Origin of the sequence: Burkholderia sp. S-53 (assembly GCF_025560745.1) — a bacterium.
GTDB classification, from domain to species: Bacteria; Pseudomonadota; Gammaproteobacteria; order Burkholderiales; family Burkholderiaceae; genus Burkholderia; species Burkholderia pyrrocinia.
The window spans coordinates 2,917,304-2,939,259 of record NZ_CP090483.1 but is presented as its reverse complement, the minus strand read 5'-3'; the positions used below and the strand labels follow the sequence as shown (position 1 = coordinate 2,939,259).

The following is a 21,956-nucleotide window of genomic DNA, read 5'->3' as shown; positions in this document are numbered from 1 at the left end:
CGGTTCGTGTTCCGCGCCACGCGTGAAAGCCGGCACCGCAGCCGGCTTTCGTATGGCGCGAAGACGATCGCGTGTTCCGGGATACCGGGGAGGGCGCCGGCCGGTCGGTCGGGTAATGGCAGGATTGCGGGCCTGTCCGAGTTGTTTAGAATGGGTGTATGGCGATTATCCCGGACAAGCAGGACAGTACCGTCCTGGAACGCAAGCAGCAGAAGCTCAAGCCGCCTTCGATGTACAAGGTGGTGCTGCTGAACGACGACTTCACGCCGATGGAGTTCGTCGTGATGGTGGTCCAGGAGTATTTCAAGAAGGATCGCGAGACGGCCACGCAGATCATGCTGAAGGTCCATCGCGAAGGGCGAGGGGTATGTGGGGTCTATACGCGGGACATCGCGTCGACCAAGGTTGAGCAAGTCGTTACCCATGCGCGGCAGGCCGGGCATCCGCTGCAGTGCGTGATGGAGGAAGCATGATTGCCCAGGAATTGGAAGTCAGCCTGCACATGGCGTTCATGGAAGCACGCCAGGCGCGCCATGAGTTCATTACGGTCGAGCATCTGCTGCTGGCTCTGCTGGATAATCCGACGGCAGCCGAGGTGTTGCGCGCGTGCGCGGCAAACATCGAGGACCTGCGTCAGAACCTGCGCAATTTCATCCACGACAACACACCTACCGTCCCGGGCACCGACGATGTCGATACCCAGCCGACGCTCGGTTTCCAGCGCGTGATCCAGCGCGCGATCATGCACGTCCAGTCGACGTCGAACGGCAAGAAGGAAGTGACCGGCGCGAACGTGCTGGTCGCGATCTTCGGCGAGAAGGATTCGCACGCGGTGTATTACCTGCAGCAGCAGGGCGTCACGCGCCTCGACGTCGTGAACTTCATTTCGCACGGCATCGCGAAGACGAACGGTGGCGAAGCCGCCAAGTCGACCGACGCGAACGCGGAAAGCGAAGACGCGAATGCGCAGAAGGAAACGCCGCTCGCGCAGTTCACGCAGAACCTGAACCAGATGGCGAAGGACGGCCGCATCGATCCGCTGATCGGTCGCGAGCCCGAAGTCGAGCGCGTCGTGCAGGTACTGTGCCGCCGCCGCAAGAACAATCCGCTGCTCGTCGGCGAGGCCGGCGTCGGCAAGACCGCGATCGCGGAAGGGCTCGCGTATCGCATCACGCGCGGCGAGGTGCCCGATATCCTCGCGAATGCGCAGGTCTACTCGCTCGACATGGGCGCGCTGCTCGCCGGCACCAAGTATCGCGGCGATTTCGAGCAGCGCCTGAAGACGGTGCTGAAGGAGCTCAAGGAGCGTCCGCACGCGATCCTTTTCATCGACGAAATCCATACGCTGATCGGCGCGGGCGCTGCGTCGGGCGGCACGCTCGATGCGTCGAACCTGCTGAAGCCGGCGCTGTCGTCGGGCACGCTCAAGTGCATCGGCGCGACCACGTTCACCGAGTATCGCGGCATCTTCGAGAAGGATGCGGCGCTGTCGCGGCGCTTCCAGAAGGTGGACGTGAGCGAGCCGACCGTCGAGCAGACGGTCGCGATCCTGCGCGGCCTGAAGTCACGCTTCGAGGAGCATCACGGCGTCAAGTATTCGTCGGGCGCGCTGTCGGCCGCGGCCGAACTGTCGGCGCGCTTCATCACCGATCGTCACCTGCCGGACAAGGCGATCGACGTGATCGACGAAGCGGGCGCCGCACAGCGCATCCTGCCGAAGTCGAAGCAGAAGAAGACGATCGGCAAGAGCGAGATCGAGGAAATCATCTCGAAGATCGCGCGTGTGCCGCCGCAGAGCGTGTCGCAGGACGACCGCAGCAAGCTGCAGACGCTCGACCGCGACCTGAAGAGCGTCGTGTTCGGCCAGGATCCGGCGATCGACGCGCTGGCGGCATCGATCAAGATGGCGCGCGCGGGCCTCGGCAAGATGGACAAGCCGATTGGCGCGTTCCTGTTCTCCGGCCCGACGGGCGTCGGCAAGACCGAAGTGGCGCGCCAGCTCGCGTTCACGCTCGGCATCGAGCTGATCCGCTTCGACATGTCGGAATACATGGAGCGTCACGCGGTGAGCCGCCTGATCGGCGCGCCGCCGGGCTACGTCGGGTTCGACCAGGGCGGGCTGCTGACCGAAGCCGTCACGAAGAAGCCGCATTGCGTGCTGCTGCTCGACGAAATCGAGAAGGCGCATCCGGACATCTACAACGTGCTGCTGCAGGTGATGGACCACGGCACGCTGACGGACAACAACGGCCGCAAGGCGGATTTCCGCAACGTCATCATCATCATGACGACGAACGCGGGCGCCGAGTCGATGCAGAAGGCGACGATCGGCTTCACGACGCGCCGCGAAACGGGCGACGAGATGACCGACATCAAGCGCCTGTTCACGCCGGAGTTCCGCAACCGCCTGGATTCGATCATCAGCTTCCGCTCGCTCGATGAGGAAATCATCATGCGCGTGGTCGACAAGTTCCTGATCCAGCTCGAGGAACAGCTGCACGAGAAGAAGGTCGACGCGCTCTTCACCGACGCGTTGCGCAAGCATCTCGCGAAGCACGGTTTCGACCCGCTGATGGGCGCGCGGCCGATGCAGCGGCTGATCCAGGACACGATACGTCGTGCACTGGCCGACGAGCTGCTGTTCGGCAAGCTCGTCAACGGCGGCCACGTGACGGTCGACGTCGACGAAAGCGACAAGGTGCAGCTGTCGTTCGACAAGCTGGCGAATCCGCCGCACAAGCCGAACGAAGAGACGGTCGAAGTCGAGTAAGCGATAATTCGTTGTTCATGCGAACGGCGCGGGAAGTTCTCCGCGCCGTTTCGTTTTATCCGGCGCCGGCGGCGCAATGGTGGTGCAGGGGAGTGGTAACGCAGTGACACAACAACAACGGTCGTTCGACAACATCGTCGCGCGCGAACAAGGGTTGCGCCACGCGCTGACGTCGGGGCAGATGGCGATGATCGCGATCGGCGGCGCGATCGGCACGGGGTTGTTCCTCGGCAGCGGGTTCGCGATCGGGCTCGCCGGCCCGAGCGTGCTGGTCTCGTATGCGATCGGCGCGCTGATCGCGCTGCTGCTGATGGGCGCGCTCGCGGAAATGACCGTCGCGCATCCGACGGCCGGCTCGTTCGGCGCGTATGCCGAGCACTACGTCGGCCCGCTCGCGGGCTTTCTCGTGCGCTATGCGTACTGGTTCGCGGTCGTGTTCGCGATCGGCACCGAGATCAGCGCGATCGCCGTGTTCATGAAGTACTGGTTTCCGGCCGTGCCCGGCTGGTACTGGGTGATCGGCTTCTCCGCGCTGCTGATCGCCGTGAACCTCGCGAGCGTCACGCTGTACGGCTCGGTCGAATATGCGTTCTCGCTGCTGAAGATTGCGGCGATCGTCCTGTTCATCGTGCTCGGCGCGTATTTCGTGTGGTCGGCGCCGGCCGCATCGGGCATCGGCTTCGCGAACTACACCGCGCATGGCGGCTTCATGCCGAAGGGGCCGTGGGGCACCTGGGTCGCGGTGATCGTCGCGATCTTCAGCTACATGAGCATCGAGGCCGTCGCGATCGCGGCGGGAGAAGCGCGCGATCCGCAGCACGCGGTCACGCGCGCGTTCCGCTCGACGGTGTTCCGGCTCGTGCTGTTCTACCTGCTGACGCTGTCGCTGATGCTCGCAATCGTGCCGTGGACGCAGGCGGGCACCGACGAAAGCCCGTTCGTGAAGGTGATGGCCGCGACGCACGTGCGGTACGCGGCGGGCGTGATCAACTTCGTGCTGCTGATCGCGGCGCTGTCGGCGATGAACAGCCAGCTCTACGTGACGACACGGATGATGTTCAGCCTGTCGCGCGCACGGCTCGCGCCGGCGGTGTTCGGCCGGCTCGGCACGAACGGCGTGCCGCGTGCGGCGCTGTGGATCTCGACGAGCGGCGTCGCGGTGGCGGCCGTGCTGGTCGCGCTGGCGCCCGACACGGCGTTTACCGTGATGATGGCGATCGCGATGTTCGGCGCACTGCTCACCTGGCTGATGATCTTCGTCACGCACCTGCGCTTCCGTTCGCAGTATCGAGGCCCCGCGCTCGCATTCCGGATGTGGGGTCACCCGTTCGGCAGCCTGTTCGGCGCGGGGCTCGTCGCGGCGATCCTGTTCACGACCGCGTTCACGCGCGAATTCCGGATGACGATGGTGGTCGGAGTCGTGTTCGTCGTGCTGCTGACGCTCGCGTATGCGCTGCACTACCGGCACCAGCACGCACGCTGACGGTGCCGGCGCGGCCACCCACGGCCGCACTAGCCGGCCATCCCGACCTTCGCGTTCGCTAAGGTTCCGTTAAGCCGTCGGCGACTAACATTCGATCCTGTCCGCAATGCGGGCCGGCACGCGCCGCCTCGCCGCTTTCCTGTAAAAAGGGGTTCGAATGAACAAACTTCCCGAAATCACGCTTGCGTTCTGGATCATGAAGATCTGCGCGACGACGCTTGGCGAAACCGGCGGCGACCTGCTGTCGATGACGCTGAACGTCGGCTACGCGGTGAGCTCGATCCTGCTGTTCGGCTTCTTCCTCGTGACGCTCGGCGCGCAGCTCAAGACGACGCGCTATCACCCGGCGATCTACTGGGCCGTGATCGTCGCGACGAGCACGGCCGGCACGACGATGTCCGACTTCATGGACCGTACGCTCGGCCTCGGCTATGCGGCCGGCTCGTCGATCCTCGTCGCGATCCTGCTGGCAATCTTCGCGGTCTGGCGATTCAGCGGCGAATCGCTGTCGGTCAACCTGATCCGCACGCGCAAGGTCGAGCTGCTGTACTGGATCGCGATCCTGTTCTCGAACACGCTCGGCACCGCGCTCGGCGACTTCCTCGCGGACAGCTCGGGGCTCGGCTTCGGCGGCGGCGCGCTGCTGATCGGCGGGCTGCTGGCGGTGATCGTGCTCGCGCACTATTTCACGCGGATCTCCGGCGTGTTGCTGTTCTGGGCCGCGTTCGTGCTCACGCGTCCGTTCGGCGCGACGGTCGGCGATCTGCTGACGAAGCCGGTCGCGAAGGGCGGGCTCGCGCTCGGTACGGTCGGCTCGTCGGCCGTGCTGCTCGGCGCGCTGGTCGCGTTGGTGATCTATGCGAGCGTCGCGCAGGCGCGGCGCCGCGAACCGGTACCCGCGCGGATCGCGCAGCCGGTCAGCGAATGACGGCGAACGGAAGAAGGAAAGGGGCCGCGAGGCCCCTTTTTTACGTTGAGTCGCTCAGTGGCGGCCGGTGCTGCCGAAGCCGCCTGCGCCGCGGTCGCTCTCGGCGAAGTCGTCGACGATGTTGAACTGCGCCTGCACGACCGGCACGATCACGAGTTGCGCGAGCCGCTCGAACGGGTTCAGCACGAACTCGGTCTGACCGCGATTCCACGTCGAGACCATCAACTGGCCCTGGTAGTCGGAGTCGATCAGGCCGACGAGGTTGCCGAGCACGATCCCGTGCTTGTGGCCGAGGCCCGAGCGCGGCAGGATCAGCGCCGCATAACCGGGATCGGCGAGGTGGATCGCGAGGCCGGTCGGCACGAGCGTCGTTTCGCCCGGCTGCAGCGTGACCGGCGCGTCGAGGCACGCGCGCAGGTCGAGGCCCGCGCTGCCGGTGGTCGCGTAGGCGGGCAGGTAGTCGCGCATGCGCGCGTCGAGAATCTTCAGGTCGAGTTTCATGCGGTCGTCGAATCGGTCGGGAAGGGCGCGGCGGCGCGGGCCGCCGCGCGGGGATCAGATCAGGCGGTTGTCGGGCAGGCGCTTCGCGATCTCCGCGACGAGCGCATGCGCGAGTTCGTCCTTCGGCGCGCGCGGCAGGCGCGTGAGGCCGGCGGCCTCGAACAGCACGACTTCGTTGTCGTCGCGGCCGAACGTCTGCGGGCCGAGGTTACCGATGAGCAGCGGCACGTTCTTGCGCTTGCGCTTTTCGTCGCCGTGCACGTCGAGGTCGCCGCTTTCGGCCGCGAACCCGACGCAGAACGGCGGAGCGGGCAGCGCGGCGACCGACGCGAGGATGTCGGGGTTCTCGACGAACGCGAGCGCCGGCATCTTGCGATCGGCTGCCTTCTTCATCTTGTGTTCGGCAGGCTGGTCGACGCGCCAGTCGGCGACCGCGGCCACCGCGATGAAGATGTCGGCATCGGCGACCGCGTGCATCACTGCGTCGTACATCTGCTGCGCGGTCTGCACGTCCTGGCGGTACACGCCCCACGGCGTGTCGAGCGCGACCGGCCCTGCGACGAGATGCACGTCGGCGCCGGCCTGCTGCGCGGCGCGCGCGAGCGCGAAGCCCATCTTGCCGCTCGAGCGGTTCGTGAGGCCGCGCACGGGGTCGAGCGGTTCGAACGTCGGGCCGGCCGTGATCAGCACGCGCCGGTGCGCGAGCACCTTCGGCGCGAAATGCGCGACGATCGCTTCATAGATCGCGTCGGGCTCGAGCATCCGGCCGTCGCCGACTTCGCCGCACGCCTGCGCGCCCGAATCCGGGCCGAGCACCGACACGCCGTCCGCGCGCAGTTGCGCAACGTTGCGCTGCGTGGCCGGGTTTTGCCACATCTGGCGGTTCATCGCAGGAACGACGAGCAACGGACAATCGCGCGCGACGCACAGCGTCGACAGCAGATCGTCCGCGAACCCGTGCGCGAGTTTCGCGAGGAAATCCGTCGACGCGGGTGCGATCACGATCGCGTCGGCTTCGCGCGACAGGTCGATGTGCGCCATGTTGTTGTCGACGCGCGCGTCCCACTGGCTCGTGAAGACGGGCCGGCCCGACAGCGCCTGCATCGTGACGGGCGTGATGAATTGCGTGGCGGCTTCGGTCATCGCGACCTGCACGGTCGCGCCGGCCTTCGTGAGCAGCCGCGTGAGCTCGGCGATCTTGTAGCAGGCGATGCCGCCCGTCAGGCCGAGAACGAGGTGTTTTCCTGCGAGTTCTGCGTGTGCCAACTCAGGCCTCCAAGGTTCAAACGGGACGGCCGGCGCGAGGCCGGCCGTCGACGCCGAGTATGCGCGCTTAGCGCGAGCCGCGCACGCGACGGAGTTCGTCGTAGATCAGCAGCACCGCGCCGACCGTGATCGCAGAATCGGCGAGGTTGAACGCCGGGAAGTGCCAGGCGCCGAGGTGGAAATCGAGGAAGTCGATCACGTGACCGTACACGAGCCGGTCGATCACGTTGCCGAGCGCACCGCCGAGGATCAGCGCGAGCGACACGCTGAACAGCCGCTGGTGGCCGTGGCGCTTCAGCAGGAAGCAGATCACGAGCGTCGCGCCGATGCCGAGCGCGGTGAACGCCCAGCGCTGCCAGCCGCTCGCGGTCGACAGGAAGCCGAACGCGGCGCCGCGGTTGTACACCAGCACGAGGTTGAAGAACGACGTCAGCGCATGCTGCGCGCCATACGCGAACGTTTTCAGGATCGCGATCTTCGACAGTTGATCGAACAGGATCACGATCAGCGAAATGCCAAGCCAGGGCGCAAGCGCGCCGCTGGCCGGTTTCGACAGGGTTTTCGCCATATTTAAGCAGCGCTCCGGATTTCGCCGTTTTCAAAGAGGTTCGAGAAGCAGCGGCCGCACAGCGTCGGATGATCGGCGTGTGCGCCGACATCTTCGCGGTAGTGCCAGCAGCGTTCGCACTTCTGGTACTTCGACGCGGCCACGTCGACGCTTTCCTGCGCTTCGTCGTCGACCTTGACGACCGTCGCGGCCGACGTGATCAGCACGAACTTCAGGTCTTCGCCGAGGCTCGTGAGCGCGTCGTAGCGCGCGCCGCTCGCGTGCACGGTCACTTCGGCCTGCAGCGACGAGCCGATGCGGTTCGCGGTGCGCGCTTCCTCGAGCGCCTTCGTCACGTTGCCGCGGACGTCGCGCAGCAGCGCCCACTTCTCGATCAGCGCGGCCGAGCCGGCGACTTCCGGATACGCGTAGTAGGTTTCCGTGAAGATCGTGTCGCTGGCCGGCTGGAACACCTTCCACGCTTCTTCGGCCGTGAACGACAGGAACGGCGCGAGCACGCGCAGCAGGCCGTGCGTCAGGTGGTACAGCGCCGTCTGCGCGGAGCGGCGCGCGCGCGAATCGGCCGCGCTCGTGTACAGGCGATCCTTCAGCACGTCGAGGTAGAAGCCGCCGAGATCTTCCGAGCAGTACGTCTGCAGCTTCGCGACGACCGGGTGGAATTCGTACTTCTCGTAGTGGCCGAGCAGTTCCGTCTGCAGTTGCTCCGAGAACGCGACCGCATAACGGTCGATCTCGAGCCATTCGCCGACCGGCACCGCGTGCTGCGTGTAGTCGAAGTCCGACAGGTTCGCGAGCAGGAAGCGCAGCGTGTTGCGGATACGGCGATAACCTTCGGTCACGCGCTTCAGGATTTCCTCGGAGATCGCGAGCTCGCCCGAATAGTCGGTCGACGCGATCCACAGGCGGATGATTTCCGCGCCGAGGCGGTTCGCGACTTCATGCGGGTCGACGCCGTTGCCGAGCGACTTGCTCATCTTGCGGCCTTCGCCGTCGACCGTGAAGCCGTGCGTGAGCAGGCCCTTGTACGGTGCGCGGCCGTCGATCATCGACGCGGTCAGCAGCGACGAGTGGAACCAGCCGCGATGCTGGTCCGAGCCTTCGAGATACAGGTCGGCCGGGAACTGCAGCTGATCCTTGTGCGAGCCGCGCAGCACGTGCCAGTGCGTCGTGCCCGAGTCGAACCACACGTCGAGCGTGTCGCGGTTCTTTTCGTACAGGTTCGCGTCGTCGCCGATCAGCTCGCGCGGATCGAGCGTCTGCCATGCCTCGATGCCCGACTGCTCGACGCGCTTCGCGACTTCCTCGAGCAGTTCGAGCGTGCGCGGATGCAGCTCGCCGGTTTCCTTGTGCACGAAGAACGCCATCGGCACGCCCCATTGGCGCTGGCGCGACAGCGTCCAGTCGGGGCGGTTCGCGATCATGCTGAACAGGCGCTGCTTGCCCCACGACGGGTAGAACGCGGTCGCGTCGACGCCTTCGAGCGCCGTTTCGCGCAGCGTCTTGCTGCCGTCGCGCGGCGTCACGTCCATGCCGGCGAACCACTGCGACGTCGCGCGGTAGATGATCGGCGTCTTGTGGCGCCAGCAGTGCATGTAGCTGTGCGTGTACTTCTCGCTGCGCAGCAGCGAGCCGGCGGCGTTCAGTGCGTCGACGATCTTCGGGTTCGCATCCCAGATCGACAGGCCGCCGAACAGCGGCAGCGATTCGATATAACGACCGTCGCCCATCACCGGGTTGATGAAGTCCGAATCGGTCATCCCGTGCGCCTTGCAGGACATGAAGTCCTCGATGCCGTACGCGGGCGACGAGTGCACGACGCCGGTACCGGTGTCGGTCGTCACGTAGTCGCCGAGGTAGACGGGTGCGGTGCGCTTGTAGCCGGGGTGGGCCGATGCGAGCGGGTGGTGGAAGCGCAGGTTCGCGAGCTTCACGCCGGGCGTGGTCGCGACGACGCGGCCCGTCAGCTTGAACTCTTCCATGCACGCGGCGACGCGCTCTTCGGCGATGATCAGCAGCCCGCGCTCGGTGTCGACCAGCGCGTAGACGATTTCCGGATGAAGGTTCAGCGCCTGGTTCGCGGGAATCGTCCACGGCGTGGTGGTCCAGATCACGATGCCGCCTTCGGCGCGCGGCAGTGCCGGCAGGCCGAACGCCTGAGCGGTCTTTTCCGGCTCCGCGAATGCGAACATCACGTCGATCGTCGGATCGGTGCGGTCCTTGTACTCGACTTCCGCTTCGGCGAGCGCCGAGCCGCAGTCGAAGCACCAGTTCACCGGCTTCAGCCCGCGATACACATAACCCTTCTCGATGATCTTGCCGAGCGCGCGGAGCTCTTCCGCCTCGTTGACGAAGTTCATCGTCTTGTACGGGTTGGCCCAGTCGCCGAGCACGCCGAGGCGCTTGAAGCCGACCTTCTGCTTCTCGATCTGCTCGGTCGCGTACGCGCGCGCCTTGCTCATCACTTCGGCCGCCGGCAGCGACTTGCCGAACTGCTTCTCGATCTGGATCTCGATCGGCATCCCGTGGCAATCCCAGCCCGGCACGTACGGCGCATCGAAGCCGGCCATGTTGCGCGACTTGACGACGATGTCCTTCAGGATCTTGTTGACGGCGTGGCCGAGGTGGATGTCGCCGTTCGCATACGGCGGGCCGTCGTGCAGGATGAACTTCGGCCGGCCCTGGCTGGCCGCGCGGATCTTGTCGTAGATGCCGCGCTCTTCCCATTCCTTGACCCACTGCGGCTCGCGCTTGGGCAGGTCGCCGCGCATCGGGAACGGCGTGTCGAGCAGGTTGACCGGATACTTGGCCTGCGGTTTCGAATCGGCTTTCTTGTTGCTCATGATGGGATCGCTATCAAATCGGGTGGACGCTCGTGCGTCGTGAATCGGGTATGCGCGCGAGTGAGCGGCGCGAGGGTGCGGCGCGCGGGGCGCCGCCGTCCGGATCAGCTAATTCGGTCGGTTGCCGACGTCGAGAAGCCCGTTGCGCGGCTGCCCGGCGCACGGTCGCGCTCGATGAAGTACGCGCGTGCATTCGCGACGTCCAGTGCGATCGCGCGCGACAGCGCCTCGAGATCGTCGAATTTCGCTTCGTCGCGCAGCTTCTTCAGGAATTCGACGCGGATGAGCTTGCCGTACGCATCGCCATGCCAGTCGAGCAAGTGGACTTCGAGCAGCACGCGGCCCGAATCGTCGACGGTCGGGCGCAGGCCGAGGCTCGCGACGCCGGGCAGCGGGGCGGGGCCGAGGCCGTGTACCTGCACGACGAAGATGCCCGCGAGCGCCGGCCGCTTGTGCGCGATCGGCAGGTTCAGCGTCGGGAAGCCGAGGTCGCGGCCGAGCTTCAGCCCGTGCGCGACGTGGCCGCTGATCGCGTAACCGTGGCCGAGCGCCTGCGCGGCCGCGTCGAGATCGCCGGCCGCGAGCGCGGTGCGCACGCCCGAACTGGAGATGCGCGTGCCGTCGCTGCCGGCCACCGTGCCCATCTGCTCGACTTCGAAGCCGTATTGCTCGCCGGCCGCCTTCAGCGTGTCGAAGGTGCCCGCGCGCTTCGCGCCGTAGCAGAAATCGTCGCCGACCATCATCCAGCGCGTGTGCAGCCCGTTCACCAGCGTACGCTCGACGAACGCCTGCGGCGACTGGCTGGCGAACGTGTGGTTGAAGTGCTCGACGACGACGCGGTCGACGCCGTGCTCGCGCAGCGCCTCGAGCTTGTCGCGCAGCATCGCGATGCGCGGCGGCGCGCCGGCCGGGTTGAAGAATTCGCGCGGGTGCGGCTCGAAAGTCATCACGCACACGGGCAGGCCGCGCGCGTCCGCTGCCGCGCGCACGCGCGCGAGCAGGGCCTGGTGGCCGCGATGGACACCGTCGAAGTTGCCGATCGTCAGCGCGCACGGGGCGCGGCTCTCGGCGTTGGGCAGGCCGCGGAAGACTTTCACGATAGCGGATGCAGCGTCGGGGGAATGGGCGGTGGGATGCCGCAAAGCAGAAGATTATAAACGTTCGGGCGGGCCGGCGGCCGAGAAGGCGGGAAACGCGGGGGCGAATGGTAAAATTCGCGGATGAAAAAACTCGTGATCCTGATTTCCGGTCGCGGCAGCAACATGGAGGCCATCGTCCGCGCGTGCGCGCAGGAACGCTGGCCGGCCGAGGTCGCTGCCGTGATCGCCAACCGGCCCGATGCGGCCGGCCTGGCTTTTGCCGCGTCGCACGGGGTGGCGACCGCGGTGGTCGACCACCGGTCGTTCGACGGCCGCGACAGCTTCGACGCAGCGCTCGCCGCCGAAATCGACCGCTTTGCCCCCGATCTCGTGGTCCTCGCGGGCTTCATGCGCATCCTCACGCCGACATTCGTCAGACGATACGAAGGCCGTCTGCTGAACATTCACCCGTCGCTGCTGCCGAGCTTCAAGGGCATCCACACGCACCAGCAGGCGCTCGATGCGGGTGTCGCGCTGCACGGCGCGAGCGTGCATTTCGTGATTCCCGAGCTCGACAGCGGCGCGATCGTCGCGCAGGGCGCGGTGCCGGTGCGCGCGGGCGACGACGCAGCCGCGCTCGCGCAGCGCGTGCTGACGGTCGAGCATGTGCTGTACCCGCGTGCGGTGCGCTGGTTCGTCGAGGGGCGTTTGCGCCTCGAGAACGGCCGTGCCGTCGTGGCGCCGGAAGAGGCACGCTGGATTTTCGCGGATCAACCGCATACCGAAACGAGTGAGGGCGTATGAAGCTGCACGGATTCCTGATCGGCCAGACCGAGACTTTGCTGGCCGAGGTGCTGAAATTCGCCGGCCCCGCCGACGCGACGACGAGCCGGTTCTTCCGCGCGCACCCGAAGCTCGGGCATGCCGAGCGCGGCGTGATCGCCGAGGCGGTCTTCGCGGTGCTGCGCCGCAAGATGGAGTTTTCGCACCTGGCCGAGAGCGGCACGGGCACGCCCGCGCGGCGTCTCACGCTGCTCGGCCTGATGCAGACGGCCGGCCGTAACGCGCTGAAGCCGTTTTTGTCCGACACCGAGTCCGCGTGGCTCGAGCACGTGTCGAAGATCGATCCGGCGAGCCTGCCCGTGCGCGTGCGCACGAACCTGCCCGACTGGATCCACCAGGCGCTGTCGGCCCGATTCGACGCCGAGGAACTCGCGCAGCTCGCCGCCGCGCTGAACTACCCGGCGCCGCTCGACCTGCGCGCCAACGCGCAGAAGGCGACCCGCGACCAGGTGATCGACGCGCTGCGCGCGAACGGCATCGATGCGGGTGCGACGCCGTTCGCGCCGTTCGGCGTGCGTGTGGTCGGCAAGCCGGCGCTGACGCGCCTGAAGCTGTTCGAGGAAGGCGAGATCGAGGTGCAGGACGAAGGCAGCCAGCTGCTGTGTTCGCTGGTCGCGCCGCGCCGCGGCGAGATGATCGTCGATTTCTGCGCGGGCGCGGGCGGCAAGACGCTCGCGCTGGGTGCGATGATGCGCTCGACCGGGCGCCTCTATGCGTTCGACGTGTCGGAAAAGCGTCTCGCTAAGCTGAAGCCGCGCCTTGCGCGCAGCGGGCTGTCGAACGTGAACCCGGTGCTGATCGACAGCGAGCACGACGCGAAGATCAAGCGGCTCGCCGGCAAGATCGACCGCGTGCTGGTCGACGCGCCGTGCAGCGGCCTTGGCACGCTGCGTCGCAATCCGGACCTGAAGTGGCGCCAGTCGCGCACCGCGATCGACGAGCTGACGCCGAAGCAGGCGTCGATCCTCGCGAGCGCCGCGCGCCTCGTGAAGAAGGGCGGCCGGCTCGTCTATGCGACCTGCAGCGTGCTCGACGCCGAGAACGAGCGCATCGTCGAGCAGTTCCTGGCCGACCATCCCGAGTTCGTGCTGGTGCCGGCGCAGAAGGTGCTGGCCGACCAGCGCATCGAACTCGAGACGGGCGACTACCTGTCGCTGTGGCCGCACCGTCACGCGACCGACGGCTTCTTCGCCGCGGTGCTTGAGCGGCGCGCGCAGTAACGGCGGCCCGGACGGACGATGGAGAATCTGCAGAGCCGCCTGCTGTCGCACCGGCTGGCGTCGGTGATTCGCGATTTCCACCAGCCGGTGATGATCTGGCAGGCGGCGATCCTCGTCGGCGCGCTGTGTTTCGCGTGGGTGGCCGCGCGCTTCGTGCACGGCCGCATCGATGCGCGCCGCCGGGCGGCCGGACGCGCGCCCGGCGCGGGCGCGCAAAGCCTGAAGCGCGCATTGTTCCCGTTGTTCGGCGGCGTCTTCGCGGGCGTCGCGCAGCTCGCGTTCGACCCGTTCATGTCGACGTCGCTGCTGTCGCTCGCGCTCGTGCCGTTGTTCGGCATCGGGCTGATCTACGTGCTGTTCTTCTTCGCGCGGCGCGTGTTCGCGCGCGACGGCCACACGCATGCGTGGCTGTCGATCGTCGAGAAGATCGTGTCGACCGTCGTGTGGGCCGCAATGGTGCTGACCGTGCTCGGCATCCAGCGCGATGTGCTCGGCTGGCTCGACAGCGTGCAGTTCCGCGTCGCCAATGCGCACCTCACGCTGCTGTCGCTGATCTCCGGCGCGCTGTGGGTCTGCGTGACGCTGATGGTCGCGATGTGGCTCGGCTCGGTGCTCGAGGATCGCCTCACGCGCGCGAGCACGCTCGACGCGAACCTGAAGGTCGTGCTGTCGCGGGTCGGCCGCGCGCTGCTCGTGTTCGCGGCGATCCTGATCGGGCTGTCGCTGGTCGGCATCGACGTGACGGTGCTCGGCGTGTTCGGTGGCGCGGTCGGCGTCGGCCTGGGCTTCGGGCTGCAGAAGATCGCGAGCAACTACGTGTCGGGCTTCATCATCCTGCTCGACCGGTCGCTGCGGCTCGGCGACGCAATCAGCGTCGGCGGGCTGCAGGGCGTCGTCACGCAGATCCGCACGCGCTACACGGTCGTGCGCGGCCTCGACGGCAACGAGACGCTGATCCCGAACGAGAAGCTGATCACCGACGTCGTGCAGAACCAGTCGTCGTACCTGACGCGCGGTTATGCGAAGGTCGCCGTGCAGGTCGCGTATACGAGCGATGTCGAGCACGCGCTCGCGTTGCTCGCGGACGCTGCGAAGGACGTGCCGCGCGTGCTGGCGGAGCCCGCGCCGACCCCGTATCTGGTGAGCTTCGGCGCGGACGGGATCGACCTGGAACTCGGCTTCTGGATCGAGGATTCGGCGAAAGGCACGTCGGGCGTGCGTTCGACGGTGAACCGCAACATCTGGCGGCTGTTCAGCGAACACGGGATTTCGATTCCGTTTCCGCAGCGCGAAGTGCGCGTCGTCGGGTTGCCGGACGGTTTTGCCGGCGCGGGCGTTGCGGCCGGCGATCCGGCGGCCGGTGGCGGCGCGGTGGATGGGCGCGCGTCGGCTGCGTAGCGCGCGTCGGGCGTCAATCGTATCGACCCCGCGGTCGGAACCGGATCGCGGGCCTTTCCAGGTCCGCCCGTGGACTGTTCCGGTTGCGTCAGGGCAAGAAAATATTCATTTTTTACAAAGACTTGGAACGGTTGAAGTAAAATCCAAGTCTATTCGCGGTATGCTTTCATTTTTCTGACGCCTGCGCGAGCCGGTGTCGCTCTCATCTCATCACAGGTAACTGCCTTGTTGAATTCCCTGCTCGATTTTCTTTCCCACGGGCTCCTGCATTTTTCGTGGTGGCAGGTCGCGCTGTTCGCGCTCGCCGTCACGCACGTCACGATCATCGGCGTGACGGTCTACCTGCATCGCTGCCAGGCACACCGCGCACTGGAACTGCACCCGATCGCGAGCCACTTCTTCCGCCTCTGGCTGTGGATGACGACCGGCATGCTGACCGGCCAGTGGGCGGCGATTCACCGCAAGCACCATGCGAAGTGCGAGACCGAGGAAGATCCGCACAGCCCGCAAACGCGCGGCATTTGGAAGGTGTTCCTCGAGGGCGCCGAGCTGTATCGCGCGGAAGCGAAGAATGAAGAGACGATGCGCAAGTTCGGCCACGGCACGCCGAGCGACTGGATCGAACGCAATCTCTATTCGAAGTACCCGATCCTCGGCATCAGCATCATGATGGTGATCGACGTCGCGCTGTTCGGCGTGCTCGGTCTGACCGTGTGGGCCGTGCAGATGGTCTGGATTCCGTTCTGGGCGGCAGGCGTCGTCAACGGCTTCGGCCACTTCTGGGGCTACCGCAACTTCAACTCGGCCGACGCGAGCACGAACCTGTTCCCGTGGGGCATCGTGATCGGCGGCGAAGAACTGCACAACAACCACCACACGTTCGCGACGTCGGCGAAGCTGTCGAACAAGTGGTACGAGTTCGACATCGGCTGGATGTACATCCGCATCATGTCGGCCTTCGGTCTCGCGAAGGTGAAGAAGGTCGCGCCGACGCCGCGCCTGAACAAGCCGAAGATGGTGCTCGACCAGGAAACGCTGCAGGCCGTCTTGTCGAACCGCTACGAAGTGATGGCGCGCTACGGCAAGGCCGTGAAGCGTGCATACCGCCAGGAGCTCGCGCATCTGAAGGAACTCGGTTCGAGCGAGAAGTACCAGTTGATGCGCGGCGCGCGCAAGTGGTTCCACAAGGACGCCGACGGCCTCGACGAGCCGCAGAAGAAGCTGCTGCCGGAAATCTTCGCGAACAGCCAGAAGCTGCATACGTACTTCCAGTTGCGCCAGGACCTCGCCGCGATCTGGGATCGTTCGACCGCGTCGCGCGAACAGCTGCTCGCGCAATTGCAGGATTGGTGCCATCGCGCAGAACAAAGCGGCATCAAGGCGCTGCAGGAATTCGCGACGCGCCTGCGTCGCTACGCCTGATTCGAAATCGATTAGAATCTCAGGACGTCAAAAACCCCGCGTTGGCGGGGTTTTTTCATTTGGGCCGCCGGTTTTTGACAGAAGCGATCGGCAGGTCTCGAATTCGTATGAGGCTTGGGGCAGCGGCGCAATGGCGCCCCGGGGCGAGCGTAGAGGATGGGATCGGAGTAGTGTTGAAGCGCCGATTCTGGTTGACCGTGAGGCATGGCACCGGAGCAAGCGCTAAAGCGCCGGCACTGGTCGACCGCGAAGCATGGGGCCGGAGTAAGTGCTAAAGCACTAACTCCGGCCGACCGCGAAGCATGGGACCAGAGTAAGCGCTAAAGCGCTAACTCTGGTCGACAGGAGATATGGAGATGCAATCGACGATCAAACCCGTCGAGTACGACCGGCCCGTCGCAGCAGGGACCGTGTGCGGCGTGGGACAGGCATGGGCCAAGGTGCCCGATGCGCCGTCCCCCGACGAGCGCGCTGCGCTGAAGGCGCGCATCAAGGCGCTGCTCGTGCGTGAAAAGGCCGTGCTGGTCGCGCACTACTACGTGGATGCGGAACTGCAGGAACTCGCCGACGAAACCGGCGGCTGCGTTGCCGACTCGCTCGAAATGGCCCGCTTCGGCCGCGATCACGACGCGCAGACGCTGGTCGTCGCCGGCGTGCGCTTCATGGGCGAAACCGCGAAGATCCTGAGCCCGAACAAGCGAATCCTGATGCCCGATCTCGATGCGACCTGTTCGCTCGACCTCGGCTGTCCGGTCGATGAATTCTCGGCGTTCTGCGATGCGCATCCCGACCGCACCGTCGTCGTCTACGCGAACACCAGCGCGGCCGTGAAGGCCCGCGCGGACTGGATGGTCACGTCGTCGATCGGCCTCGAGATCGTGGCCGACCTGCACGCGCGCGGCGAGAAGATCATCTGGGCGCCCGATCGCCATCTCGGCAGTTATATCCAGAAGAAGACCGGCGCAGACATGCTGCTGTGGCAGGGTTCGTGCCTTGTCCACGACGAATTCAAGGGAATCGAGCTCGACCTGCTGCGCGCCGAATACCCGGACGCGAAGGTGCTCGTCCATCCCGAATCGCCGGAAAACGTCGTTGCGCAGGCCGATGTCGTCGGCTCGACCACGCAGCTGATCGACGCGGCCGTCAAGCTCGACGCGACGCGCTTCATCGTCGCGACCGATCTCGGCATCCTGCACAAGATGCAGCTCGCGGCACCCGGCAAGACCTTCATCGCAGCGCCGACGGCCGGCAACAGCGCGACCTGCAAGAGCTGCGCGCACTGCCCGTGGATGGCGATGAACGGCCTTGCGAACCTCGCCGACGTGCTCGAACGCGGTCACAACGAGATCTTCGTCGATCCCGCGATCGGCGAGCGTGCACGCCTGCCGATCGACCGGATGCTCGATTTCGCGGCCGCGCACAAGAAGCGCGTGCAGGCGAGCGGCGATCTGCAGCGCGACCAGCAACTGTTCGCGAACGTGGGGGCCGCATGACCGTTGCTGTCTCCCCGCTGTTCGACATCGTTCGCGACCAATACGGCGCGGCATTCGACGACGCGATCGCGCGCAACGTTGCCGATGCGATCGCGGAAGACGTCGGCGCCGGCGATCAGACTGGGCGGCTCGTGCCGGCCGGCGGGCGTCGCCGCGCGCGCATCATAGTGCGCGAGGAAGCCGTGCTGTGCGGCGTGCCGTGGTTCGAGGCCGTGATCGACCGGATCGATCCGGCGATCACCGTGCATTGGCGCTACCGCGAAGGCGACCGGATGATGCCCGATTCGACTGTCTGCGAGCTCGAAGGGCCGGCGCGCGCGCTGTTGACGGCCGAGCGCAACGGGCTGAACTTCCTGCAGTTGCTGTCGGGTGTCGCGACCGCGACGCGCCGATATGTCGATCGTGTCGAAGGCACGCGCGCGAAGATCCTCGATACGCGCAAGACGCTGCCGGGCCTGCGGCTCGCGCAGAAGTACGCGGTGCGCGTCGGCGGCGGCGAGAACCAGCGTCTCGCGCTGTATGACGGCATCCTGATCAAGGAGAACCACATCGCTGCGGCGGGCGGCGTCGGCGAGGCGCTCGACGCGGCGTTCGCGCTGGATTCGGGTGTGCCCGTGCAGGTTGAAGTCGAGACGCTCGCGCAGCTCGACACGGCGCTCGCTCATCGCGCGCAGTCGGTGCTGCTCGACAACTTCACGCTCGACATGATGCGTGAAGCGGTGCGCGTGGCGGCCGGCAAGGCCGTGCTCGAAGTGTCGGGCGGCGTCAATTTCGACACGGTGCGCGCATTCGCGGAGACGGGCGTCGATCGCATCTCGATCGGTGCGCTGACGAAGGACGTGCGCGCGACGGACTATTCGATGCGGATCGTCGACTGACCGCGCGTCATGCGATCAGACAAAAAAGCCGTTGGCGCGCAAACGCCAACGGCTTTTTTCTTGCGTGGTCGCAGCCGGTGAGGTGCGTCGCTCAGCGACGCGCACGCGGCGTGAGCACGCTCGGCAGCGCCTTCGGCAGCGTGTGCGGCCAGTCGCGGCTGTAGTGCAGCCCGCGGCTTTCGCGGCGCGAGTGCGCGCTCTTCACGATCAGCGTCGCCACGTCGACGAGGTTGCGCAGTTCGAGCAGGTCGCGCGTCACGCGGAAATTTGCGTAGTACTCGTGGATCTCGTCACGCAGCAGCGACAGCCGGTGCTTCGCGCGTTCGAGGCGCTTGTCGGTGCGCACGATGCCGACGTAGTTCCACATCAGGCGGCGCAGTTCGTCCCAGTTGTGCGCGACGACGACTTCCTCGTCCGCATCCGACACGCGGCTTTCGTCCCATGCGGGCAGCGTGGCCGGCGTTTCGGCGTCGAAGCCGGCTGCCTCGATCGCCTCGGCCGCTGCGCGGCCGATCACGAGGCATTCGAGCAGCGAGTTGCTGGCGAGCCGGTTCGCGCCGTGCAGCCCCGTGTACGACGTTTCGCCGACCGCGTACAGGCCCGCGAGATCGGTGCGCCCGGCGAGATCGGTCACGACGCCGCCGCACGTGTAGTGCGCGGCCGGCACGACGGGGATCGGCTGTTTCGCGATGTCGATGCCGAATTCGAGGCAGCGCGCATGGATCGTCGGGAAGTGTTCGCGCAGGAACGCTTCCGGCTGATGGCTGATGTCGAGATACACGCAGTCGATCCCGCGCTTCTTGATCTCGAAGTCGATCGCGCGTGCGACGATGTCGCGCGGCGCGAGTTCGGCGCGCGGATCGTGCGCGGGCATGAAGCGCGTGCCGTCGGGCAGTTTCAGCAGGCCGCCTTCGCCGCGCACGGCCTCCGAAATCAGGAATGATTTCGCATACGGATGGAACAGGCAGGTCGGGTGGAACTGGATGAATTCCATGTTCGACACGCGACAGCCCGCGCGCCACGCCATCGCGATGCCGTCGCCGGTCGCCGTGTCGGGGTTCGTCGTGTACAGGTAGACCTTGCCGGCGCCGCCCGTTGCGAGCACCGTATGCGGCGCCTCGATCGTGATCGTGCGGTCGTTGTCGACGTCGAGCGCATACAGGCCGTGACAGCGGCGGCCGGGCAGGCCGAGCCGGTCCGACGTGATCAGGTCGATCGCATGGTGGTTTTCGAAGAACGTGATGTTCGGATGCTGGCGCGCGCGTTCCGACAGCGTCGCGAGCACCGCATGGCCGGTTGCGTCGGCCGCATGGATGATCCGGCGGTGGCTGTGGCCGCCTTCGCGCGTCAGGTGGAAGCCGAGTTCGGCCGCGTCGTCCTTCGTGAACGGCACGCCTTGCGAGATCAGCCATTCGATCGCTTCGCGGCCGTGCTCGACGATATAGCGCGTCGCGCCTTCGTCGCACAGGCCGCCACCGGCGACCAGCGTGTCGTCGACGTGGTTCTCGATACTGTCTGCCGAATCGAGGACTGCCGCGATGCCGCCCTGCGCGTTATCGCTTGCGCCCTCCATCATCGAACGTTTCGCGATCAGCGCGACACGTCGCGTGCTGGCCAGATTGAGCGCGACCGACAGCCCTGCCAGGCCACTGCCGACGATCGCCACGTCGAATTTCATGCTGCATCTCCATCGTTACGCTTTTGATCTTGTGCGTTCCGGCGGCATGGCCGCGGAAAGGGGAGAGCATACCGCGTCGGGCCCGAGCGTGCGCGCAAAACAAAAAGCCCCGCATGTGCGGGGCTTTTCGGTCGCCGTCAGGCTGGCAGAAACCGGAGATTACTTGATCTTGGTTTCTTTGTATTCCACATGCTTGCGGACGACGGGATCGAACTTCTTGATCGCCATCTTTTCCGGCATGTTGCGCTTGTTCTTCGTGGTCGTGTAGAAATGACCCGTACCAGCGGTCGACTCAAGCTTGATCTTGTCGCGGGCGCCTTTTGCCATGATTGTGCTCCTTGGGCTTAGGCTTCGCCGCGTGCGCGCAGGTCAGCGAGCACGGAATCGATGCCGTTCTTGTCGATCAGGCGCAGGCCGGCGTTCGAAACGCGCAGGCGCACCCAGCGGTTTTCGCTCTCTACCCAGAACCGGCGGTTTTGCAGGTTCGGCAGGAAGCGACGCTTGGTCTTGTTGTTGGCGTGGGAAACGTTGTTGCCGCTCATCGGCGCTTTCCCAGTTACTTGGCATACGCGTGCCATGAGAGCACTCCTAATACGCTAAATTCGGGGTTCGATCGCCGGTGAAGGTTCCATCGCACCGCCACGTGATCCATGGCTGCACTCAGAACGCCGTAGCCCTTGCAGACAAGGCCCTTCGATGGCTAGAACTGGTTGGAAAAAATACAGACGGCGATTCTAGCAGAAAAAGTTCAGGAAAATCAAACCTAATTTCGCTTCGTCGTTGCGGCGCCCTGGGTCGGGCCGCCGCGCCACAGTCTACAGCCAACCGGCACGTGCGAACGAGAAAGTGTCGCTGGTGCCGACGACGACGTGATCGAGCAGCCGCACGTCGACGAGTTCGAGCGCGTCGCGCAGCACGCGGGTCAGGCGGCGGTCCTCCGCGCTCGGCTGTACCGCGCCCGACGGATGGTTGTGCGCGACGATCAGCGCCGCGGCGTTCTGCATCATCGCGCGGCGCACGATCTCGCGCGGGTAGACGGCCATGCGCGTCAGCGAGCCGCGCGTGATTTCCTCGGTGTCGATCAGGCAATTGCGGGCGTCGAGGTACACCGCGACGAACACTTCGCACGGGGACGTGCCGATCTTCAGCCGCAAATAATCCTCGACCGCACCGGGCGAATCGATTTGCGTCCGCTCGCGTGCTTTCTCCCTCAGCATGCGCCGCGCGATCTCGGTGACCGCGGCCAGCCGCGTGGAGCGCGCGGGGCCGATGCCGGGGTATGCCTCGAAATCGTCGGTCGTCGCCTCGAGCAGCCCGCGCAACGTTCCGAACTGCTTGACCAACGCGCGGGCGCTGACGAATACGTCGTGCCCGGGCTTGCCGGTGCCGAGCAGCAGCGCGATCAGTTCGTCGTCGGTCAGCGCGGCTGGCCCGCGCTCCAGCAATCGCTCGCGCGGCCGCTCGGGCCGCCAGTCGCCCGGGCGGCGCTTGCGCCGGCGGAGCGGAACGACGCGGCCGGGCGGATCGGCCGGCGCATCGGCGGTGTCGCGGCATTCGGCCGGCGGCGGGGCGAGGCAGGGTGACAGCAT

Annotated in this window: 19 protein-coding genes; 10 read left to right on the top strand and 9 right to left on the bottom strand. The window is 66.2% G+C overall.

The window, feature by feature from the left end; all coding sequences use genetic code 11:
• The first annotated feature begins 158 nt into the window (after positions 1-158).
• From clpS to LXM88_RS18655, 4 genes are all read left to right on the top strand, one after another.
• The gene (clpS, locus tag LXM88_RS18670) at positions 159-473 is read left to right on the top strand and encodes an ATP-dependent Clp protease adapter ClpS (RefSeq protein WP_006398529.1); all 315 of its coding nucleotides are present in this window, start codon (positions 159-161) and stop codon (positions 471-473) included.
• Positions 470-2,770, top strand: coding sequence for an ATP-dependent Clp protease ATP-binding subunit ClpA (gene clpA / locus LXM88_RS18665; protein ID WP_262535915.1), 2,301 nt, complete (start codon positions 470-472; stop codon positions 2,768-2,770). The genes clpS and clpA overlap by 4 nt, the downstream gene beginning before the upstream one ends.
• A 103-nt stretch (positions 2,771-2,873) precedes the next feature.
• Positions 2,874-4,253, top strand: coding sequence for an amino acid permease (locus LXM88_RS18660; protein WP_262535913.1), 1,380 nt, complete (start codon positions 2,874-2,876; stop codon positions 4,251-4,253).
• Between the two features lie 157 nt (positions 4,254-4,410).
• On the top strand, positions 4,411-5,181 hold the full coding sequence (locus tag LXM88_RS18655) for a COG4705 family protein (protein ID WP_262535912.1): 771 nt from the start codon (positions 4,411-4,413) through the stop codon (positions 5,179-5,181).
• 54 nt (positions 5,182-5,235) lie between these two features.
• On the opposite strand, the gene dut is transcribed toward LXM88_RS18655, so the two are convergent.
• From dut to LXM88_RS18630, 5 genes are all read right to left on the bottom strand, one after another.
• Positions 5,236-5,682, bottom strand: a complete 447-nt coding sequence (gene dut / locus LXM88_RS18650) for a dUTP diphosphatase (RefSeq protein WP_065499366.1) — start codon at positions 5,680-5,682, stop codon at positions 5,236-5,238.
• Between the two features lie 54 nt (positions 5,683-5,736).
• On the bottom strand, positions 5,737-6,948 hold the full coding sequence (gene coaBC / locus LXM88_RS18645; protein ID WP_262535910.1) for a bifunctional phosphopantothenoylcysteine decarboxylase/phosphopantothenate--cysteine ligase CoaBC: 1,212 nt from the start codon (positions 6,946-6,948) through the stop codon (positions 5,737-5,739).
• Positions 6,949-7,015: 67 nt separating this feature from the next.
• Positions 7,016-7,516 carry a signal peptidase II gene (gene lspA, locus LXM88_RS18640; RefSeq protein WP_047898830.1) on the bottom strand — a complete coding sequence of 167 codons (501 nt, stop codon included), beginning with the start codon at positions 7,514-7,516 and terminating at the stop codon, positions 7,016-7,018.
• Positions 7,517-7,518: 2 nt separating this feature from the next.
• Positions 7,519-10,356 carry an isoleucine--tRNA ligase gene (gene ileS, locus LXM88_RS18635; RefSeq protein WP_262535907.1) on the bottom strand — a complete coding sequence of 946 codons (2,838 nt, stop codon included), beginning with the start codon at positions 10,354-10,356 and terminating at the stop codon, positions 7,519-7,521.
• Positions 10,357-10,460: 104 nt separating this feature from the next.
• Positions 10,461-11,453: a bifunctional riboflavin kinase/FAD synthetase gene (locus tag LXM88_RS18630; protein ID WP_262535905.1), complete on the bottom strand. Its 993-nt coding sequence runs from the start codon at positions 11,451-11,453 to the stop codon at positions 10,461-10,463.
• Between the two features lie 123 nt (positions 11,454-11,576).
• Between LXM88_RS18630 and purN the strand changes: the two genes are divergently transcribed.
• The 6 genes from purN (at position 11,577) to nadC (ending at position 18,689) form a co-directional block, all read left to right on the top strand.
• Positions 11,577-12,239, top strand: coding sequence for a phosphoribosylglycinamide formyltransferase (gene purN, locus LXM88_RS18625; protein WP_262535904.1), 663 nt, complete (start codon positions 11,577-11,579; stop codon positions 12,237-12,239).
• A complete protein-coding gene (locus LXM88_RS18620; RefSeq protein ID WP_262535902.1) occupies positions 12,236-13,498 on the top strand; it encodes an RsmB/NOP family class I SAM-dependent RNA methyltransferase in 1,263 nt (420 codons plus the stop codon). Before purN ends, LXM88_RS18620 begins: the two co-directional genes overlap by 4 nt.
• A gap of 18 nt (positions 13,499-13,516) precedes the next feature.
• Positions 13,517-14,896 carry a mechanosensitive ion channel family protein gene (locus LXM88_RS18615; RefSeq protein WP_262535901.1) on the top strand — a complete coding sequence of 460 codons (1,380 nt, stop codon included), beginning with the start codon at positions 13,517-13,519 and terminating at the stop codon, positions 14,894-14,896.
• A 225-nt stretch (positions 14,897-15,121) separates the two neighbouring features.
• Positions 15,122-16,318 carry a DesA family fatty acid desaturase gene (locus LXM88_RS18610; protein ID WP_262535899.1) on the top strand — a complete coding sequence of 399 codons (1,197 nt, stop codon included), beginning with the start codon at positions 15,122-15,124 and terminating at the stop codon, positions 16,316-16,318.
• 356 nt (positions 16,319-16,674) lie between these two features.
• Entirely contained in the window at positions 16,675-17,811 is a 1,137-nt protein-coding gene (gene nadA / locus LXM88_RS18605) for a quinolinate synthase NadA (RefSeq protein ID WP_262535897.1), read from the top strand.
• Complete coding sequence (nadC, locus tag LXM88_RS18600; RefSeq protein ID WP_262535895.1) at positions 17,808-18,689, top strand: carboxylating nicotinate-nucleotide diphosphorylase; 882 nt, start codon at positions 17,808-17,810, stop codon at positions 18,687-18,689. Before nadA ends, nadC begins: the two co-directional genes overlap by 4 nt.
• Before the next feature lie 91 nt (positions 18,690-18,780).
• Here nadC and nadB read toward each other — a convergent pair whose 3' ends face one another.
• From nadB to radC, 4 genes are all read right to left on the bottom strand, one after another.
• The gene (nadB, locus tag LXM88_RS18595) at positions 18,781-20,367 is read right to left on the bottom strand and encodes an L-aspartate oxidase (protein WP_047898822.1); all 1,587 of its coding nucleotides are present in this window, start codon (positions 20,365-20,367) and stop codon (positions 18,781-18,783) included.
• A gap of 159 nt (positions 20,368-20,526) precedes the next feature.
• Positions 20,527-20,694, bottom strand: a complete 168-nt coding sequence (gene rpmG, locus LXM88_RS18590; RefSeq protein WP_006478046.1) for a 50S ribosomal protein L33 — start codon at positions 20,692-20,694, stop codon at positions 20,527-20,529.
• Between the two features lie 17 nt (positions 20,695-20,711).
• Entirely contained in the window at positions 20,712-20,945 is a 234-nt protein-coding gene (gene rpmB / locus LXM88_RS18585; protein ID WP_004186391.1) for a 50S ribosomal protein L28, read from the bottom strand.
• A 237-nt stretch (positions 20,946-21,182) separates the two neighbouring features.
• Positions 21,183-21,956, bottom strand: a complete 774-nt coding sequence (gene radC / locus LXM88_RS18580; RefSeq protein ID WP_262535668.1) for a RadC family protein — start codon at positions 21,954-21,956, stop codon at positions 21,183-21,185.

Bases quoted from the DNA above. Each gene is read 5' to 3' on its own strand.
- clpS (WP_006398529.1), top strand. From the start codon at position 159: ATGGCGATTATCCCGGACAAGCAGGACAGTACCGTCCTGGAACGCAAG.
- clpA (WP_262535915.1), top strand. From the start codon at position 470: ATGATTGCCCAGGAATTGGAAGTCAGCCTGCACATGGCGTTCATGGAA.
- LXM88_RS18655 (WP_262535912.1), top strand. From the start codon at position 4,411: ATGAACAAACTTCCCGAAATCACGCTTGCGTTCTGGATCATGAAGATC.
- dut (WP_065499366.1), bottom strand. From the start codon at position 5,682: ATGAAACTCGACCTGAAGATTCTCGACGCGCGCATGCGCGACTACCTG.
- lspA (WP_047898830.1), bottom strand. From the start codon at position 7,516: ATGGCGAAAACCCTGTCGAAACCGGCCAGCGGCGCGCTTGCGCCCTGG.
- ileS (WP_262535907.1), bottom strand. From the start codon at position 10,356: ATGAGCAACAAGAAAGCCGATTCGAAACCGCAGGCCAAGTATCCGGTC.
- purN (WP_262535904.1), top strand. From the start codon at position 11,577: ATGAAAAAACTCGTGATCCTGATTTCCGGTCGCGGCAGCAACATGGAG.
- LXM88_RS18620 (WP_262535902.1), top strand. From the start codon at position 12,236: ATGAAGCTGCACGGATTCCTGATCGGCCAGACCGAGACTTTGCTGGCC.
- LXM88_RS18615 (WP_262535901.1), top strand. From the start codon at position 13,517: ATGGAGAATCTGCAGAGCCGCCTGCTGTCGCACCGGCTGGCGTCGGTG.
- nadA (WP_262535897.1), top strand. From the start codon at position 16,675: ATGCAATCGACGATCAAACCCGTCGAGTACGACCGGCCCGTCGCAGCA.
- nadC (WP_262535895.1), top strand. From the start codon at position 17,808: ATGACCGTTGCTGTCTCCCCGCTGTTCGACATCGTTCGCGACCAATAC.
- nadB (WP_047898822.1), bottom strand. From the start codon at position 20,367: ATGAAATTCGACGTGGCGATCGTCGGCAGTGGCCTGGCAGGGCTGTCG.
- rpmG (WP_006478046.1), bottom strand. From the start codon at position 20,694: ATGGCAAAAGGCGCCCGCGACAAGATCAAGCTTGAGTCGACCGCTGGT.
- rpmB (WP_004186391.1), bottom strand. From the start codon at position 20,945: ATGGCACGCGTATGCCAAGTAACTGGGAAAGCGCCGATGAGCGGCAAC.
- radC (WP_262535668.1), bottom strand. From the start codon at position 21,956: ATGCTGTCACCCTGCCTCGCCCCGCCGCCGGCCGAATGCCGCGACACC.